Here is a 16,780-nt window from a genome sequence, read left to right as displayed (position 1 = left end):
ATGAACACGAAACAAAAAAACAGAGGCAATGAGATAAACACGACAGCAAATTGGCTGTTAGACCTCAGCCTTGAGCATGTTAATAAGTTAACCCCTTACGAATCGGCAAGACGACTCTTCGCCGGCTCTGGTACCGATACAGGCCATGTATGGTTAAACGCCAATGAGTCTCCGTTTGCAGGGGAATACACTGTCGATTCATCAGTATTTAATCGTTATCCTGATTGCCAGCCTGACACCGTGATCAAAGGCTATACAAAATATACAAACTTACAGGCAGCGCAAACCTTGGTAACAAGAGGCGCCGATGAGGGCATAGAACTCATCATTCGCGCATTTTGTGAACCGCGCAAAGACAGTATTCTTATTTGCCCTCCCACTTATGGTATGTATGCGATCAGTGCTCAAACGTTTAACGTTGGTGTACAAAAATCAGTACTCAATGACGATTTCACCCTTAATATAGCCGACATACTAACGTATGTTGGTAAAGTCAAAGCAGTGTTCATTTGCTCGCCAAACAACCCGACCGGCACCAGTGTTTCCAGGCAAGACATTGTGACCGTGCTTGAAGCATTCAAAGATAAAGCTATTGTTGTAGTGGACGAAGCTTATATCGAATTTGATATTACTCAAAACCAAACTGATTTACTCGAACAATATGAAAATTTAGTGATATTGCGAACCTTATCAAAAGCGTTCGCGCTAGCTGGTTTACGTTGCGGATTTACGCTAGCATCAGCGGCAATTGTCCAAATATTATTGAAAGTTATTGCGCCGTACCCTATTCCTGCACCAGTTGCTCAAGTTGCAAGCAAAGCGCTCGAATCAGACGGTTTGCTTAAAATGCGTCGCGACGTTGATTTATTAAAGACAGAATTGATTGCATTGCGTGAAGTCTTAACTGACATTGGTGATATTCAAATTGTCGGTAATATTAACGCCAACTTTGTGCTCTTTAGAACACAAAGAAAAACTGAGCTCATGGCTTTTCTTGTGAAAAACAAAATGCTAATTCGCGATCAATCAAAACAGATAAACTTGAATAATTGTCTGCGCATTAGTATCGGAACCCCAGAGCAGAACAACACATTATTATCATTAATTAAGGCATTCTTTGCCGACGGAAATCAATAATATGAGTCAACAATCTATTCTTTTCATTGATCGTGACGGCACTTTAGTGGAAGAGCCCCCCGTTGATAAGCAACTCGACAACTTAGAGAAGTTGGTCTTTGAAGCCAGTGTTATTCCTGAGCTACTTAAACTCCAAGCCGCTGGTTTCAGATTGGTGATGGTTTCGAATCAAGATGGTTTAGGTACGGAAAGTTTTCCAATCGCTGACTTTGATTTGCCACACAACGCGATGATGAACATATTTTCCAGCCAAGGCGTGATATTCGATGACGTATTAATTTGCCCGCACTTTGATGCCGATAATTGCAGTTGCAGAAAGCCTAAATTAGGGCTGATAAAAGACTACTTGCAAGCAGGTAGAGTCGATTTTACGCGGTCGTTTGTGATTGGCGATCGTGATACTGACATACAACTTGCAGAGAATATGGGCATCAAGGGTATTAAGTACGACCCCGCAACTAACAATTGGCCGATGATCACACAGCAATTAACAGTAACAGAGCGCATTGCAGAAGTGGTCAGAACGACATCAGAAACAGATATTAGGGTAAAAGTAAACTTAGACAGTTCACAAAAACCAGAAATACATACCGGTATCGGTTTTTTTGACCATATGCTCGATCAAGTAGCCACACATGGCGGTTTTTACCTTAACGTGAGTGTTGATGGTGACCTCCACATAGACGATCATCACAGTGTTGAAGATACCGCTCTCGCACTGGGTGAATGCCTGAAAAAAGCCTTAGGCGATAAGCGAGGAATTGCTCGGTTTGGCTTCGCCTTGCCAATGGATGAGTGTCGAGCCGAATGTATTATGGATATTTCAAACCGCCCTCACTTAAAATTTGATGCGCCGTTTAGTCGTGATTCAGTTGGTGATATGGCAGTTGAAATGGTGCCTCACTTTTTCTATTCAATTGCGCAGACAATGGGTTTGTCATTGCATTTATCAACAACAGAAGGCAATGCGCATCACCAAGTCGAAAGCCTATTTAAAGTGTTTGGTCGTGCGTTGCGCCAAGCAATAGCGAAACAAGGTGATGCCCTACCAAGCACGAAAGGATCATTATAAATGTCTAACTCATTGGTCATTGTAAATACCGGCTGTGCGAACATATCGTCAGTTAAGTTTGCATTTGAGCGATTAGGTATCAACGTTGACGTGTCTGACGATGTTAAGGTAATAGCAAAGGCGCAAAGAGTGCTTTTACCTGGTGTTGGCAGTGCACCTGCAGCAATGAGCAGTATTAACAAAAAAGCCTTAGCCAGTTGCTTACGCGGGTTAACTCAGCCCACATTAGGTGTTTGCTTGGGTATGCAATTGATGGTCACCGACTCACAAGAAGGTGAATTTGGTAAAACTGATTTGACTAGTAGCTTGAATTTAATTCCCGGTCACGTAAAACGCATGCAAGTAGGCAATTTACGTTTACCGCATATGGGTTGGAATAGAGTCACAAGTAAACTTGCAAACCCTTTGTTTGTTGGCATTCCAGATGGCGAGCATTTCTATTTTGTGCATAGTTATGCCATTGATAACTATGCACATACACTAGCCACTTGCCATTATTCTTCAGCTAAAAAGCAATCAGACATAGGCGTAGTACCTATTCACGCAAACGCTGAGCTAGTAGATGCTGGCCCAATGAGTGCTAAGCCAATAAGTGCCAAGCCAATAAGTGCCGAGCAACTTAAAGCTGATATTGGCACTACTTTTTCCGCCGCGATCCATAAAGATAATTTTTTCGGTGTGCAATTTCACCCAGAGCGTTCCAGTGATGCTGGCGCGCAGTTACTCAAAAACTTTATTCAGTTGTGAGAAAATAAAATGATTATTCCAGCTATCGATTTAATCGAAGGAAAAGTGGTTCGTTTATATCAAGGCGACTATAACCAGACAACCGAATACAAACGTGATCCAATCGATGTGGTGCACCAATATGCCGATGATGGCGCGCAGTGGTTGCATATTGTTGACTTGACCGGCGCCAAAGACACGGCTAAACGACAATTAACCCTCATTTCAGAGATGGTTGCCACCAAGCGTATGAAGTTTCAAAGTGGTGGCGGTGTGCGCACCAAAGCGGATGTTGAAGGTTTATTAAAAGCAGGAGTGCACAGGGTAGTTATCGGTTCACTGGCCGTTACTCAGCAAGAAGTTGTGGAGCAATGGATGGTCGAATTCGGTTCGGAGCATATTGTTCTTGCTCTGGATATAAACATTGACGAGCTGGGTAATAAGTTTGTAGCAACGCACGGCTGGCAAAAAGACTCTGGTGTTTCTATTGAAGCGTTAATTGAACGCTACTCGAAGGTTGGTTTGAAGCACGTTTTATGCACAGACATTAGTCGCGACGGCACGCTTCAAGGGGCCAACGATAGACTGTACAAAGAAGTGGTCGCCCAATTTCCTGACATTCAATGGCAGGCATCCGGTGGTATCGGTAGTTTACGCGATATTGAGGTCTTAAAACCTACTAATGTCGCTGGTGTGATATTAGGTAGAGCGTTGCTTGAAGGCAAGTTTACAGTAAAACAAGCCATTGAATGTTGGTCAAAGTAAGTAACGAATTTGTGAGCAAGATGTAGGACCTTAATTGACTTAGCACTAATAAATGTAATGCAAACCTGCGACAGCTATTGTTCAAAGTTAAATATTACGTAAAATAGTCGTCATTATAAACGCTATCGGGCAACGTGCTGATAGTACAAGGTCAATAAAATTAGGCGATTAACGCCAACAACAAAAAGTGGGAATTATACATGGCTGCGTTCGGGACTGTTTTTATGCCACAAATGGCATTGGCAACTTTTGAAGATGATAACTGGAACGATACCCAAAAAGTCTCTGCTGAGAGTATTCAAATTCATCCAGGCGCCCATGTGTTGCACTATTCAAGTACTTGTTTTGAAGGTTTGAAAGCCTTTCGTCACGAAGATGGCGGTATTTACGTATTTAGAATGGATAAAAACCTCAACCGTTTTGAGCAAAGCAGTGAACTACTGAATTTACCTAAAATAGACAAACACCAAGTAGAAGCGATGATCCTAGACATTGTTGCTCAATATGCTGATGACGTGCCACGACCACCTGGCTCTATGTATATTCGCCCTACTCATGTTGGTACAGAAGCGTCTATCGGCAAAGCCGCAGCTCCATCGCTGACCTCTATGTTATACGTGCTATTGTCACCTGTAGGCGATTACTTTGCCGGCGGCGCCAAACCGCTGCGCTTATTGCTTGACGAAACAGGTATGCGCTGCTCACCGCACATGGGAATGATTAAAAGTGGTGGCAACTATGCAAGTGCATTAGGCCCTATTTTAAAAGCGCGTAGCGACGTACAAGCTGATCAAATACTGTTCTGTCCAAATGGTGATGTACAAGAAACCGGGGCAGCCAACTTTATTTTGATTGATGGTAACGAAATCATCACCAAAGCATTAGACTCTAGTTTTTTACATGGCGTTACTCGTGATTCTATTTTAACCCTCGCTGCTGACTTAGGCATGACCATTAGTGAACGAGACATCAGTGTTGATGAGTTATTGAAGAGAGCAGCAAAACCAGGTGTTGAAGCAGCGCTTTCAGGCACTGCTGCAGTACTTACGCCAGTAGGTACCTTTATTCATAATGATAAAGAGCATCAAGTCGGCGATGGCGAAGCTGGCCCAACCACAATGAAATTGCGCCAAACATTGAATGATATTCAATGGGGTAAGGCCGAAGACAAGCACAATTGGCTGGTTAAAGTTAACTGATATTTATGTAGTTTTATTTCTCTGCCTGAATTTATATGCAATCTTATTAACAGAAATATATATGAAGTGTATCTTATGTCGACCTGTAAAAAATCAAAAACGCTCAAGATGAAAATTAAAAGATTGAAAAATCAAAGGTATAACCTAGGTGGAGCGCAATGTTAGCCAAACGCATAATCCCATGCCTCGACGTAAAAGACGGTGTTGTAGTTAAAGGGGTTAAGTTTCGTAATCACGAAATTATTGGTGATATTGTGCCACTAGCTAAGCGTTATGCACAAGCCGGTGCTGACGAACTGGTGTTTTATGATATTACCGCCTCGAGCGATCAACGCGTAGTCGAAAAAAGTTGGGTAACTAAAATTGCGCAAGTGATTGATATTCCGTTTTGCGTTGCAGGTGGCATTAAGTCAGTTAAAGATGCGGGTAAAATTCTCGAAATGGGCGCGGATAAAATATCGATAAATAGCCCTGCATTATCTAACCCAAAATTAATCAAAGATTTACATGACACCTTCGGCCAACAGTGCGTTGTTATTGGCATTGATAGTTTTTTTAATGAAGAAACTGGGCAGTATGAAGTATATCAATTTACCGGTGACGAAACGCGCACCCAAAAAACGGCATGGCAGACCATCGACTGGGTCAAAGAAGTTCAGTCACTTGGTGCTGGTGAAATTGTTTTGAACTGTATGAATCGAGACGGTGTTCGCACCGGGTATGACATCGCGCAACTTGCCGCAGTGAGGGCCGTTTGTAAGGTGCCGCTTATTGCATCCGGCGGTGCGGGGGAAATGCAGCATTTTGCCGACGTTTATAATCAAGCTGATGTTGATGGTGCACTAGCTGCATCCGTCTTTCATAAAGCTATTATAGATATACCTGAACTAAAAGCTTGGCTATCCATTCAAGGAATAGAAATGCGCAGCTAATGCGCGTTGACTCAATAGGAACAAGAATGAAAATCACACACGAAACATCTACCCAGTTGGCGTGGGAGAAAATGAAAAATTTATTACCCGCGGTGATTCAAGACTCGCACTCAGGGCGGGTCTTGATGCAAGGTTATATGGATCAAGAAGCGCTAGCGAAAACCCTTGAGTCTGGCAAGGTCACCTTTTTCAGTCGCTCAAAACAACGTTTATGGATGAAAGGCGAAACCTCTGGTAATACCTTAGATTTAGTGGATATTTCAGCTGATTGTGATCAAGATTCCCTGCTGATTTTGGCTAAGCCAAACGGCCCGACTTGCCATACCGGTGCTAGTACTTGTTGGTTTAATAGTGAACTACCAACCATGACCTTTGTTGCTGAGTTAGAGCAAATATTAGCAGAGCGCAAAGAAGCTGATCCATCCACTAGCTATACGGCCGAACTCTACAGTAAAGGCATTAAGCGTATTGCACAAAAAGTGGGCGAAGAAGGGGTTGAAACCGCACTTGCCGCTGTAGTTCAAGATTTAGAAGAATTGAAAAATGAATCTGCTGATTTGTTATATCACCTGATTGTGCTACTCCAAGCCAGTAACCTTTCATTAAACGACGCTATCGCAGTATTACAAGCTCGGCACAATAAATAACGCACTTTTATACTGGGCTTATGTCGAACATATAAAAACTGTAAAGGAATTGCATGCGCAAGCTAACGAAGATTTGCATGCCCCTCTCGATCAACATCCGCGCATTTCGCGATGCCATCATTGGCAGTCATTCTCTTCCTCTAGCTCTTTTGGAGGAGCAGTATTGAAAGAGCTGTTTTGGAAGAGCAGTATTGGAAGAACTGATTAAACAACCATTCCAATTATAATAAATACCTTAAATGCGTCACAGCGAAAAATATGCGGCGCAAGTAGTTAATAACCTATAGTAGAGAATAAATCACAACTCTTTGATTTAAAAAAACTTTAGTTCATATTGTTAGTTTTATAAAAATTAATCACGTTTTGTTCTTGAAAAAATTCAGTCCGTTCTTATATACAGTACTTGGACGCCGAAAGGGTCCACAAAAACCGCCGCCGTATTATCGGGGCATTGAAATTAAAACATATTGCTTAAAAGTAAAAGGATATGACCATGCGTACTATCGATCTATCTCCACTATACCGTTCATTCATTGGTTCAGACCATTTGGCATCTATCATTGATGCTGCAGCAAGGAATGAGAAACAAAACACTTACCCTCCCTACAATATCGAATTACTTGAAGATGACAAGTACAGAATTACAATGGCTGTTGCTGGCTTCGCGAAAGAAAATGTAGTTATTGAAGTTGTGGAAAATACACTCATTATTAGCGGCAGCAAAGAACAAACGCCTGATGAGAGCCGTAAATTTCTGCATAAAGGCATTTCAGAAAGAAATTTTGAACGCAAATTTCAACTTGGTGACAATGTTAAAGTGCTAACCGCCGATTTGGAAAATGGTTTATTGCATGTGGATCTTGAAAGGGTTGTCCCTGAAGCTAAAAAGCCAAGACGGATCGAAATAGGCAGTCAGGTTATTGAAAATAAGTAAACAGTACACGTATGCCTTAACTAGAGAGTCAAAGAATTCCCTAACTTTGAAGCTTAACGTTAAGGTAAACAACAGTTAGTTCCCTTTGGCCACCGCATTTGCAGTGGTCTTTTTGTTTATAGAAGATTATATTTCTGCTCTAAATTACTCTAGCCGCGACGATATACAAGTTCCACAAAGACAATCCAATTAGCACGGCAAAAGTACCTAAGGTACCGCTAATACGTCCCCAACTTGCGCCTGATTTTGTAATCAAGCCGTGGGCGTGCATAATACGTGCTAACAACAGTACCACACCGCAAACGTGCAAAAAAACATCAGCATTTGAAGTTATTTCTGCTATTAACAAAAGAATCAAACAAATTGGTGTGTACTCACTGAAGTTGGCATGAGCTCTTATCGCTTTTTGCAAATCGTCTATTTCTCCATCACCTAAACTAACTAAATGCTTCCTTCTAATGTTAATAACTTGAATAGACAAAGCAATAAAAACGAGGCCTAGAAGCCCACTATACAATCCGGCAATAATTAAATTCATTTAGTATTTTCTTCAGTTAGTTTATAGTGAGTGTAACGAATCGAATAATGGTTAGTATTAAATTAAAATAAAAAATAGTAACAACTTAACTTCACTTGTTGTATTAACGTTAACGAATTGTTAAATTAACGCGGTAAGCAAATAAACACCTAGCTTTATGACCGTTTGTCATTTTCTGTTTTTACAACCCCATATACTTTGCAGTGCTAGGAGATAAGATTTGAGTCATTTATTTAGACTAGGCGTGATATTAGTCATCGTTTGGTTGTTGTTGTCAGGCATCTACGAACCCCTGATGCTATCTTTTGGGGTTATATCTGTTCTTATTTCTCTGTGGTTGACAAAACGCATGTTGCGAATAGATCAAGAGCAGTACACATTTTTCGTAACGATTAGCTTAGGTAAATTTCTCTGCCAATTGTTCTATAAAATTGTGCTATCAAATTATGATGTTACACTCAGAGTGCTTGGTATAAGGCCAGTACAATCGACTTTTATTACTATCGAAGTTCCTTTCGACAACGACGTTGCAAAAGTACTTTACGCCAATGCAATCACACTCACTCCCGGTTCAGCCAGCATAGTTCTGTCAGACACTACGCTCTTGGTGCACACAATCAGTGAGCAAGGAGCTCAAGACCTCGCCCAAGGTGATATTTTGAATATCATGCCAAAGCAATATCAGGTAAAAACGATAGAGAATATTAACCAATGACGGATTATTACCTCGTTGCAGCATTGGCCATACTTATTGCAATGGCGTTAGGCGTTTGCAGAGCATTATTAGGCCCAAGTGTGTTCGACCGTATTTTGGCGATCAATTTATTTGGCACAAAAGCCGTGTTACTAGTGGCTATTTTTGCCTTTTTTACAGGACGCCATGATTTACTAGATATTTCCTTACTTTATTCTTTGCTTAACTTTGTCGGTGTTATTGCTGCCTTAAGATTGGTGGAAAGAGGTAAATTCTTTGCTAACAATAGCGTAATCGAAAAAGGAATGAGTATAGGTGATGAAGAAAGTAGCGACGAAAATTCAATAGATAAACAAAAAGGAGACCAAGATGCTTGAAATCGTTGGCTTTGTGCTCATTGGCTTGGGCTGCTTTCTTGGACTTGTCGGCGCATTCGGCTTGATCCGTCTACCTGATATGTATGCTAGATTACATGCTGTTGGGATAACCGACACGCTATGCTCGTTCTTAATTTTGTCAGGGCTAGCATGTCATGCCGACTCAGTTAACGTCATTGCCAAACTTGTTTTAATCTTTTTGTTCCTTCTGTTTACCAGTCCGGTTTCATCCTATGCACTGGCAAATAACGCATGGCGATGGGGCTTGATGCATAATCAAAAAATACATATCAGTAGTTTCAAAACAGATAAGGAAAATAAATGAGCCTAGTCGTCAATTTAGTTCTCCTCGTTTTTCTTTTGGTCATGGCTTTAGCCGTCTTAAAAACTCGTCACTTGTTTGCAATGGCAATGTTATTTGGTTTATACAGCTTGTTAGTTGCGGGCCTTTTTGTCGTTTTAGATGCACCCGACGTGGCTTTTACTGAGGCTGCTGTTGGAACCGGTATATCGACCGTTCTCATGTTGGTCACTTTAGCTTCAATCAAAGATGGCCACGAACTCATCTCCACACAAAAATCTCGAACAGCACCGCTTATCATATGCGTGCTAATGGGGGGACTTCTTATTTATGGTACACATGACATTGCAGAACTAGGTGAAGTTGAAAGTGCACCACATACTCAAGTTGCCGCGCGATATATTGGAAAAGGAAAAGAAGAAACCGGTGTACCAAATCTCGTCACTGCCGTTTTAGCGAGTTACCGCGGCTTTGATACTTTAGGCGAGGTAACAGTTGTGCTTACTGCAGGCATTGGCGTTCTTATGCTGCTAGGTTCAAGAAAAAAAATAAGAATAAGAAAGGTATCCAATGGCAAATGATCTGATTTTAAGAGTTATTACTAAATGGCTGTCTCCCATCATTATCCTGTTTGCACTTTATGTGCAATTTCACGGTGATTATAGCCCTGGAGGCGGTTTCCAAGCGGGCGTAATATTTAGCTCCGCAATTTTGTTATATTCACTCACTTATGGTCTTGATGCGGCTCTACAACTTATTCCCGAATATATACTGCGCATTGGTGCCAGTTTAGGTGTACTCATTTATGGTGGTGTTGGTGTTGCTTCAATGATACTTGGCGGTAACTTTCTGAATTACAGCGTTTTAGGCAGCACGCCGGTTGCTGGACAACATCTAGGTATTATTATTATCGAACTTGGTGTGGGCATCACGGTAGCGTCAGTTATGGTGCTGTTGTTTTTCACTTTTGCAAGAAGGGTTGCACCAGAATGATTGAGTACATTATTGGACATATTAACTATTGGTTAATTGTTGCGATTATGATGGTCGGCCTTTATACCTTGATGAGCCGCTCGAATCTGATTAAAAAATTAGCTGGATTATCGATGTTTCAAACAGCCGTTATTTTATTTTATGTCAGTTTAGGTAAAGTAACAGGAGGTACTGTGCCTATTATTAGCGAAAAATACAGTCTCTATTCCAACCCGCTTCCACAAGTTCTCATGCTTACCGCAATCGTTGTTGGTGTTGCCACAACGGCATTGGGATTCGCATTGGTTATCCGCATAAAAGAAGCTTATAACTCCGTCGAAGAAAATGAGATTTCGGCTATGGATGAAAAAGAATAATGGAACAACTTACCATCTTATTGATTGTCATCCCTTTGATGGTCGCACCAATAACAGCATTAATACCATCTGAGAAAGTGACGTGGTTATTAACGCTCATTGTTTGTTTAATATCACTCGGAATTTCTTGCTACATTCTTTACGAAGTAATTGATGGTAGCCACGTTATTTATGAATTAGGTGGTTGGCGTCCGCCTTGGGGGATCGAATACAAAATTGATTCATTGAATGCATTTGTTGCTCTTATTGTGAGCGCAATAGGCTGCCTTTCTTGCTTATTCGCTTACCGTAGTGTGCCAGATGAAATTGAAGAAAAGATGATCCCATTGTTCTATGCGGCATTTCAGTTGTGCTTATTAGGCCTCTTAGGTATTGCATTAACGGGTGATATATTTAATCTATTTGTCTTCTTAGAAATTTCGTCGCTATCTTCCTATGCACTTATCAGTATGGGCAAAAATAGAAAAGCACTCACCGCTGCGTTTTCATATTTAATATTAGGTACTATTGGCGCAACATTTTTCCTAATTGGCGTGGGCTTTTTATTCGCTGCTTCTGGAAGCCTAAACACCGCTGATATCGCGAATAGATTCGATACGTTTAAAGATATGCAATTAGTTGAAACCGCACTTATCTTCATGATCATGGGTATCGCCTTAAAAGCGGCAATATTCCCGCTGCATAGCTGGTTGCCCAACGCATATAGCCAAGCTCCTTCAACGGTGGGCATATTCTTATCTGCTACCGCAACGAAGGTGTCAATTTACGTGCTACTTCGTATCCTGTTCGATCTCTATCCTATCGACTACTGGGTTGACATGTTGTTGCCACAAATTATGCTATCACTGGGCTGTGTCGCGGTTATCTATGGCTCATATCGCGCATGGCAACAAACTGAAATGAAACGGCTTTTAGCATTTTCGAGTGTTGCACAAATTGGCTATATTGTGATTGGTTTTTCACTTGTAAACCAACTGGGGTTAACCGCCGCTATTTTACACTTGTTCAATCATGCGCTGATCAAATCAACTTTATTTATTGGTGCAGGTATCATCTTATATAGAACAAACACGACTGAATTGGGTAATTTAAGAGGCTTGGGCAAAGACATGCCGTGGACATTCGCGGCTATTACGTTGGCAGGACTCAGTCTAATTGGTGTTCCTGGTACGGTCGGGTTCGTTACAAAATGGTACTTACTCGAGGCTGCGGTTGAAAAAGGCATGTGGATTGTTGTTATCACCATTGTTCTGGGGTCAGCACTGGCTATTGGCTATGTCTGGAAAATAGTTGAAAACTTGTATTTCAGAAGTAAACGTAAAGTGCGTATACAAGATGTGCCAAGCGGTGACTCGGCAATTGCTAAAACGCCAAGAACCATGTCGAGCGCCCTGTGGATTGGCGCTCTTTTATGTATATTTTTTGGCTTAAATACCGAATTATCTTTTGAGGCTGCCTCATCTGCTGCCGCCGCAATGTTGAAGCAATAGGAATAATGATGACCCAATTAGCTTTAACGCATTTATTAATTCTGTCGATGATTGTCCCCATTATTGGGGCACTCATCATATCCCGATTAGATAAGCATATTAACCTGCGCGAAACAGTTACTATTGTGACTGCCATCATTCTGTTTATTATAAACATTGATATCTACCTCAGTCTTGACCTCGATCATGCCAAAGACGTGGCGGCGTCTAGGTTTACCTTTGCAGAACCTATTAAAGGTTTGTCAATTGCCTTCTCTGCAACGGCTTTTGGAAGCTTATTTGCGTTAGTTGCTAGTGGTTTATGGATTGCCACATCCATCTATTCAATTGGATATATGCGCGCACACAATGAAAAATACCAAACACGTTTTTATATCTTATTTGCTGTCGCTATTGCTGGCGTTATGGCTGTAGCCTATTCAGATAACCTATTTACTTTATTTTTATTCTACGAAATCTTAACCGTATCAACTTATCCACTAGTGACTCATGAGGGTACCCGAGAGGCCAGAAAAGGCGGAAAAACTTACATTCTGGTGTTAATGGGTTCATCCATCTTATTTTTCCTTCCCGCAATGGTCATTGTGTGGTTTGTTTCAGGCACACTGACGTTCCAAGAAGGCGGTATTCTAGCCGATAATCTCGATATGATTTGGGCTGCACCACTTTTACTGCTGTTTCTCTTTGGTATCAGTAAAGCGGGTTTAATGCCTCTACACAAATGGTTGCCCGCAGCAATGGTTGCGCCAACCCCGGTAAGTGCCCTGTTGCACGCGGTAGCGGTCGTTAAGGCTGGCGTATTCTCAGTAATGAAAGTCGTGGTATTCATTTTTGGAACCGACTTTATTACTGAATCTGGTGCCAACCATTGGCTCATTTGGATACCCTTGGTCACCATTGTCCTTGCATCATTTATTGCCTTAACAAAGGATAATTTAAAAGAACGTTTAGCCTATTCGACAATAAGCCAATTAAGTTACATTATTTTAGGTGCATTATTGGCAAATGAGGCGGGTATATTAGGCGGCACTATGCATATCGCGATGCATGCCTTTGCGAAAATAGCCTTATTTTTTGCAGCCGGCGCAATTCTTGTTGCAAGTCATAAAAAATACGTTAGTGAATTAGCCGGTTTAGGCCGCGTTATGCCGTTCACGTTTATTGTATTTACAATAGGCACCCTAAGTATTATTGGTCTACCTTTTTTTGGCGGTATGTGGAGCAAGTGGTATTTGATATCAGGTGGCCTTAATTTTCAAGGTCCGCAAGCCACATATTGGGCTGTACTGATTGGATTAACAGTGAGTTCATTGCTAAATATTTACTATTTACTAAGTATTCCGATGACTGCGTTTTTCAACAAACCGCTTAACCATGGTACTGAGAACGAGCACGGTGGAGTAGTTAAAGAAGCCCCTCTTGCCTGCTTAATGGGTATGGCGATCCCAACATTCATGACAATTTATTTGTTCTTTGATCCACAAGTGTTTTATCGACTTTCATTAACACTAGCAAATTTTTAAGGTATCGAAATGAAGATTGAAACAACTAACACAGAACAAAAAATCCCATTTTTCGATAACCCTAAAAATGTCACTTGGATAATTCGGATATTTTATGCAATATGTATTTTATTAGTCGTTGCTGACTTTATTGTTCATCGACACATCTATGTATCGTTTGAAGAGATCCCTGCATTTTATGCCCTCTATGGCTTTATTGCCTGTGTTGTGCTTGTTGTTATTGCAAAAGGAATGCGATTATTGGTTATGCGTGATGAACATTATTACGACAAGCGCGAAGATGAGGTAGAACAAATAGTACCGCGGGTTGATGTCGAGCATAGTACTGATAATAGTACTGATAATAGTACTGATAACAGCACCGCTAGTAGTTCCAATAAGGAATCGCATTAATGAGTTATGCTATCCCTGCTTTTTTACCGTTTTTCTTAGCCGCTTTATTTGCCGCTGTTGCCCCGATAAGGTGGCGCTATCTGCTAGTTTTAGTGCCACTAGTCAATGGTGTCTTAATTTACTTAAACGCTGACCAACTAACGCCAATTAGTATTCAACTACACACGTTCACACTGCAAATTATGGATGTCGGTGTTGAAGTCAGTGATCAAGATTCGAAACTGAGTTTATTATTTGCTTATCTCTTTCACTTGGCGTGTTTTATCTGTCTTATTTACGCATTGCACGTAAAAGACCGAGTACAAATAGTCGCAGGCTTACTGTATGCCGGTAGTGCCATAGGTGCGGTGTTCGCCGGTGACTTTATTACCTTATTTATTTTTTGGGAATTACTCGCTGTTACATCTGCATTTTTGGTTTTTGCTCGCAGAACCCAAGCGTCTAAAACTGCAGGTATACGCTATTTAATTATCCAAGTGCTGTCAGGCGTATTATTGCTAATTGGTGCGATTAGCTATTTTCAACAAACCGGCTCTACAGAAATCGGTTATATCGGTTTGGGCTCAATGGCATCTTGGTTATTCCTGATTGCGTTTGGTATTAAAGCGGCCTTTCCTTTCATGCATTCATGGTTAACTGATGCTTATCCTGAGGCCACTCCTACAGGTACTGTTTTCTTATCGGCATTTACCACTAAAGTTGCTATTTACATGCTTGCAAGAACCTTTCCAGGTGAGGACCTATTGGTTTATATTGGTGCAGCAATGACTTGCTTTCCTATATTTTATGCCGTTATTGAGAATGATCTACGCAAGGTATTGGCGTATAGTTTAATAAACCAGCTCGGGTTTATGGTCTGCGGTATTGGCATAGGTACCGCCTTAGCGCTTAACGGTACCGTTGCTCACGCATTTAATGATGTTATATTCAAAGGCTTGTTGTTTATGACAATGGGCGCAGTATTGCATCGGGTTGGGCATGTTAATGGGTCAAACTTGGGTGGCTTATACAAAACGATGCCCAAAACCACTATTTTCTGTATTATCGGCGCAGCGTCTATTTCTGCCTTCCCGTTGTTTAGTGGTTTTGTAAGCAAGAGTATGGTCATGGCAGCGATGATTGAAGACGGTCATGAATATTTGTGGTTAATGCTATTATTTGCGTCAGCAGGTGTATTCCACCACGCTGGCATTAAAATTCCTTTCTTTGCTTTTTTTGCACACGATTCAGGTTTACGCCCCAAAGAAGCACCTACAAACATGTTGGTCGCAATGGGCATCGCTGCATTCATGTGTATTCTAGTCGGTACTTACCCAGAATTTCTATATCAAATGTTACCTTGGGATATGGAAAAACAGTATGTTCCTTACGATTTAACTCATACGTTAACCCAATTACAATTATTGTTTTTCTCAGCTTTAGCCTTTGTTTGGCTTAATAAGCAAGGACTTTACCCACCCGAGTTGAAATCAGTCAACGTAGATTTTGAGTGGATATACAGAAAAGCAATGCCCGATGCGGGGCTTAGCTTAGCTAAACTGGCTGCCAAGCTCAAAGTCACTTTTGTTGGATTTGCGGCAAGCGCAGTTAATGCAATACCGGTAATGAAACGAGGTAGCGACGCCAACGCTGCTACATTGACATTGCGCATGGCAATCGGTTTTGTTGTGCTCGTAGTATTGGCATTTGTGACGCAATTTATCTAAGTTATAACTGAGTATGTCAGCTAAGGTTAGTTGCCATACTCATGTCATGTAAGCCAATCATATGCAAGCCACCCTTTTAGCGATAAAAAAGAACAGAGATGTCGACCAAATCGACGCCTCACATCGCCGGACCATATGCAGTAGGGTCTACTAATTTGCAAGTGGCGCCAACATTTGCCACTGTTGGCGATGATATGATGCACCAATATTTGTTAGGTATTCCAGCATTAGAGCAACATCCTCGTTATCTAGCGGACCTGTTACAATTTCGTGATAGTTATGAGTATTCTTGCCCATGTTGCTGCGGCGCATGGTCTGTCAATGGATGGTGGAAACGAAGATTTGCAACTACTGGAGTACCAACGTACACAAAGTGTTGTTTACTAAACAGCCAATCATTTAACCTCCGTGAAGAGTCTTAAGAAACCAATGCATCGTAAAAGAAAATTAATTGAGCATTTGATAATGCAACTTAACGCAATCTATCAAACCGCTTTGACTGCGGCAAAAAGAGCCCATTCGACAGCCACAGACAAAGCTAATGTTGCAGAAAATAAATACGACACACTGGGCTTAGAAGCCGCTTATTTAGCAGAAGGTCAAGCTAAACGTGCATCAGAGTGCCGCGCTGATTTGGAGGCCATTCAAAATTTAACAGCGCTGGACTACTCATTAAATGATCCCATTGTTGTTGGTTCTCTAGTCATATTAATTGATCAGAATGAAAAGTCACTATCGCTCTTTTTAGCGCCAGTATCAGGGGGCCTCAAATTTGTATTTGAAGACCAAACTATGGTTGTGATCACCCCATCATCACCACTGGGGAAAATATTACGGGGTAAGTTTGTTGATGATGAGTTTGAATTTGGAAGCGCTCAGCATAAGAAAAATTATCGAATTAGTGATATTAGTTAAGCACTAGTTATAAATTAGCGTTGGTCTATTTAGGCAATGTAATATTGGCAGTGATTGCTGTAGCAAGAGAAGCTAACACATT

At 41.2% G+C, this 16,780-nt stretch carries 21 protein-coding genes; 20 read left to right on the top strand and 1 reads right to left on the bottom strand.

Features of this window, described 5'->3' with window-relative positions:
- The 8 genes from hisC (at window position 1) to CXF81_RS09035 (ending at window position 7,412) form a co-directional block, all read left to right on the top strand.
- Window positions 1-1,137, top strand: coding sequence for a histidinol-phosphate transaminase (gene hisC / locus CXF81_RS09070; protein ID WP_101181053.1), 1,137 nt, complete (start codon window positions 1-3; stop codon window positions 1,135-1,137).
- Window position 1,138: 1 nt separating this feature from the next.
- A complete protein-coding gene (gene hisB / locus CXF81_RS09065) occupies window positions 1,139-2,209 on the top strand; it encodes a bifunctional histidinol-phosphatase/imidazoleglycerol-phosphate dehydratase HisB (RefSeq protein ID WP_101181052.1) in 1,071 nt (356 codons plus the stop codon).
- Window positions 2,210-2,956: an imidazole glycerol phosphate synthase subunit HisH gene (gene hisH, locus CXF81_RS09060; RefSeq protein ID WP_101181051.1), complete on the top strand. Its 747-nt coding sequence runs from the start codon at window positions 2,210-2,212 to the stop codon at window positions 2,954-2,956. It begins immediately after the preceding gene.
- A gap of 9 nt (window positions 2,957-2,965) precedes the next feature.
- Window positions 2,966-3,700: a 1-(5-phosphoribosyl)-5-[(5-phosphoribosylamino)methylideneamino]imidazole-4-carboxamide isomerase gene (gene hisA, locus CXF81_RS09055; RefSeq protein WP_101181050.1), complete on the top strand. Its 735-nt coding sequence runs from the start codon at window positions 2,966-2,968 to the stop codon at window positions 3,698-3,700.
- Between the two features lie 167 nt (window positions 3,701-3,867).
- The gene (locus CXF81_RS09050; protein WP_255409435.1) at window positions 3,868-4,899 is read left to right on the top strand and encodes a branched-chain amino acid aminotransferase; all 1,032 of its coding nucleotides are present in this window, start codon (window positions 3,868-3,870) and stop codon (window positions 4,897-4,899) included.
- A gap of 158 nt (window positions 4,900-5,057) precedes the next feature.
- Window positions 5,058-5,831 carry an imidazole glycerol phosphate synthase subunit HisF gene (gene hisF / locus CXF81_RS09045; protein WP_101181048.1) on the top strand — a complete coding sequence of 258 codons (774 nt, stop codon included), beginning with the start codon at window positions 5,058-5,060 and terminating at the stop codon, window positions 5,829-5,831.
- A 26-nt stretch (window positions 5,832-5,857) separates the two neighbouring features.
- Window positions 5,858-6,478 carry a bifunctional phosphoribosyl-AMP cyclohydrolase/phosphoribosyl-ATP diphosphatase HisIE gene (gene hisIE, locus CXF81_RS09040; RefSeq protein WP_101181132.1) on the top strand — a complete coding sequence of 207 codons (621 nt, stop codon included), beginning with the start codon at window positions 5,858-5,860 and terminating at the stop codon, window positions 6,476-6,478.
- Window positions 6,479-6,971: 493 nt separating this feature from the next.
- Complete coding sequence (locus tag CXF81_RS09035; RefSeq protein ID WP_101181047.1) at window positions 6,972-7,412, top strand: Hsp20 family protein; 441 nt, start codon at window positions 6,972-6,974, stop codon at window positions 7,410-7,412.
- A 139-nt stretch (window positions 7,413-7,551) separates the two neighbouring features.
- On the opposite strand, the gene CXF81_RS09030 is transcribed toward CXF81_RS09035, so the two are convergent.
- Window positions 7,552-7,950, bottom strand: a complete 399-nt coding sequence (locus CXF81_RS09030; RefSeq protein ID WP_101181046.1) for an MAPEG family protein — start codon at window positions 7,948-7,950, stop codon at window positions 7,552-7,554.
- A gap of 220 nt (window positions 7,951-8,170) precedes the next feature.
- Between CXF81_RS09030 and CXF81_RS09025 the strand changes: the two genes are divergently transcribed.
- The 12 genes from CXF81_RS09025 to CXF81_RS08970 all read left to right on the top strand — a co-directional run bounded on the left by CXF81_RS09025 (window position 8,171) and on the right by CXF81_RS08970 (window position 16,698).
- On the top strand, window positions 8,171-8,665 hold the full coding sequence (locus tag CXF81_RS09025) for a Na+/H+ antiporter subunit E (protein ID WP_101181045.1): 495 nt from the start codon (window positions 8,171-8,173) through the stop codon (window positions 8,663-8,665).
- Entirely contained in the window at window positions 8,662-9,021 is a 360-nt protein-coding gene (locus CXF81_RS09020) for a monovalent cation/H+ antiporter complex subunit F (RefSeq protein WP_101181044.1), read from the top strand. The genes CXF81_RS09025 and CXF81_RS09020 overlap by 4 nt, the downstream gene beginning before the upstream one ends.
- Complete coding sequence (mnhG, locus tag CXF81_RS09015) at window positions 9,014-9,346, top strand: monovalent cation/H(+) antiporter subunit G (RefSeq protein ID WP_101181043.1); 333 nt, start codon at window positions 9,014-9,016, stop codon at window positions 9,344-9,346. The genes CXF81_RS09020 and mnhG overlap by 8 nt, the downstream gene beginning before the upstream one ends.
- Entirely contained in the window at window positions 9,343-9,903 is a 561-nt protein-coding gene (locus CXF81_RS09010; protein WP_101181042.1) for a DUF4040 domain-containing protein, read from the top strand. Before mnhG ends, CXF81_RS09010 begins: the two co-directional genes overlap by 4 nt.
- Window positions 9,893-10,315, top strand: a complete 423-nt coding sequence (locus CXF81_RS09005; protein WP_101181041.1) for a Na(+)/H(+) antiporter subunit B — start codon at window positions 9,893-9,895, stop codon at window positions 10,313-10,315. The genes CXF81_RS09010 and CXF81_RS09005 overlap by 11 nt, the downstream gene beginning before the upstream one ends.
- Complete coding sequence (locus tag CXF81_RS09000) at window positions 10,312-10,671, top strand: cation:proton antiporter subunit C (RefSeq protein WP_101181040.1); 360 nt, start codon at window positions 10,312-10,314, stop codon at window positions 10,669-10,671. Before CXF81_RS09005 ends, CXF81_RS09000 begins: the two co-directional genes overlap by 4 nt.
- Window positions 10,671-12,161, top strand: a complete 1,491-nt coding sequence (locus CXF81_RS08995) for a monovalent cation/H+ antiporter subunit D family protein (RefSeq protein ID WP_101181039.1) — start codon at window positions 10,671-10,673, stop codon at window positions 12,159-12,161. Before CXF81_RS09000 ends, CXF81_RS08995 begins: the two co-directional genes overlap by 1 nt.
- Window positions 12,162-12,169: 8 nt before the next feature.
- Complete coding sequence (locus CXF81_RS08990; protein ID WP_101181038.1) at window positions 12,170-13,684, top strand: proton-conducting transporter membrane subunit; 1,515 nt, start codon at window positions 12,170-12,172, stop codon at window positions 13,682-13,684.
- A 9-nt stretch (window positions 13,685-13,693) separates the two neighbouring features.
- A complete protein-coding gene (locus CXF81_RS08985) occupies window positions 13,694-14,077 on the top strand; it encodes a hypothetical protein (RefSeq protein ID WP_101181037.1) in 384 nt (127 codons plus the stop codon).
- Complete coding sequence (locus CXF81_RS08980) at window positions 14,077-15,783, top strand: Na(+)/H(+) antiporter subunit D (protein WP_101181036.1); 1,707 nt, start codon at window positions 14,077-14,079, stop codon at window positions 15,781-15,783. Before CXF81_RS08985 ends, CXF81_RS08980 begins: the two co-directional genes overlap by 1 nt.
- Window positions 15,784-15,881: 98 nt before the next feature.
- A complete protein-coding gene (locus CXF81_RS08975; RefSeq protein WP_101181035.1) occupies window positions 15,882-16,205 on the top strand; it encodes a hypothetical protein in 324 nt (107 codons plus the stop codon).
- A 7-nt stretch (window positions 16,206-16,212) separates the two neighbouring features.
- On the top strand, window positions 16,213-16,698 hold the full coding sequence (locus CXF81_RS08970; protein ID WP_101181034.1) for a transcription elongation factor: 486 nt from the start codon (window positions 16,213-16,215) through the stop codon (window positions 16,696-16,698).
- Window positions 16,699-16,780: the final 82 nt, after the last annotated feature.

Source organism: Glaciecola sp. 33A (assembly GCF_002836745.1).
In the GTDB taxonomy this organism is placed as follows: Bacteria; Pseudomonadota; Gammaproteobacteria; order Enterobacterales; family Alteromonadaceae; genus Glaciecola.
The sequence above is the reverse complement of the archived record's forward strand: the minus strand, read 5'-3'. Positions and strand labels throughout refer to the sequence as shown.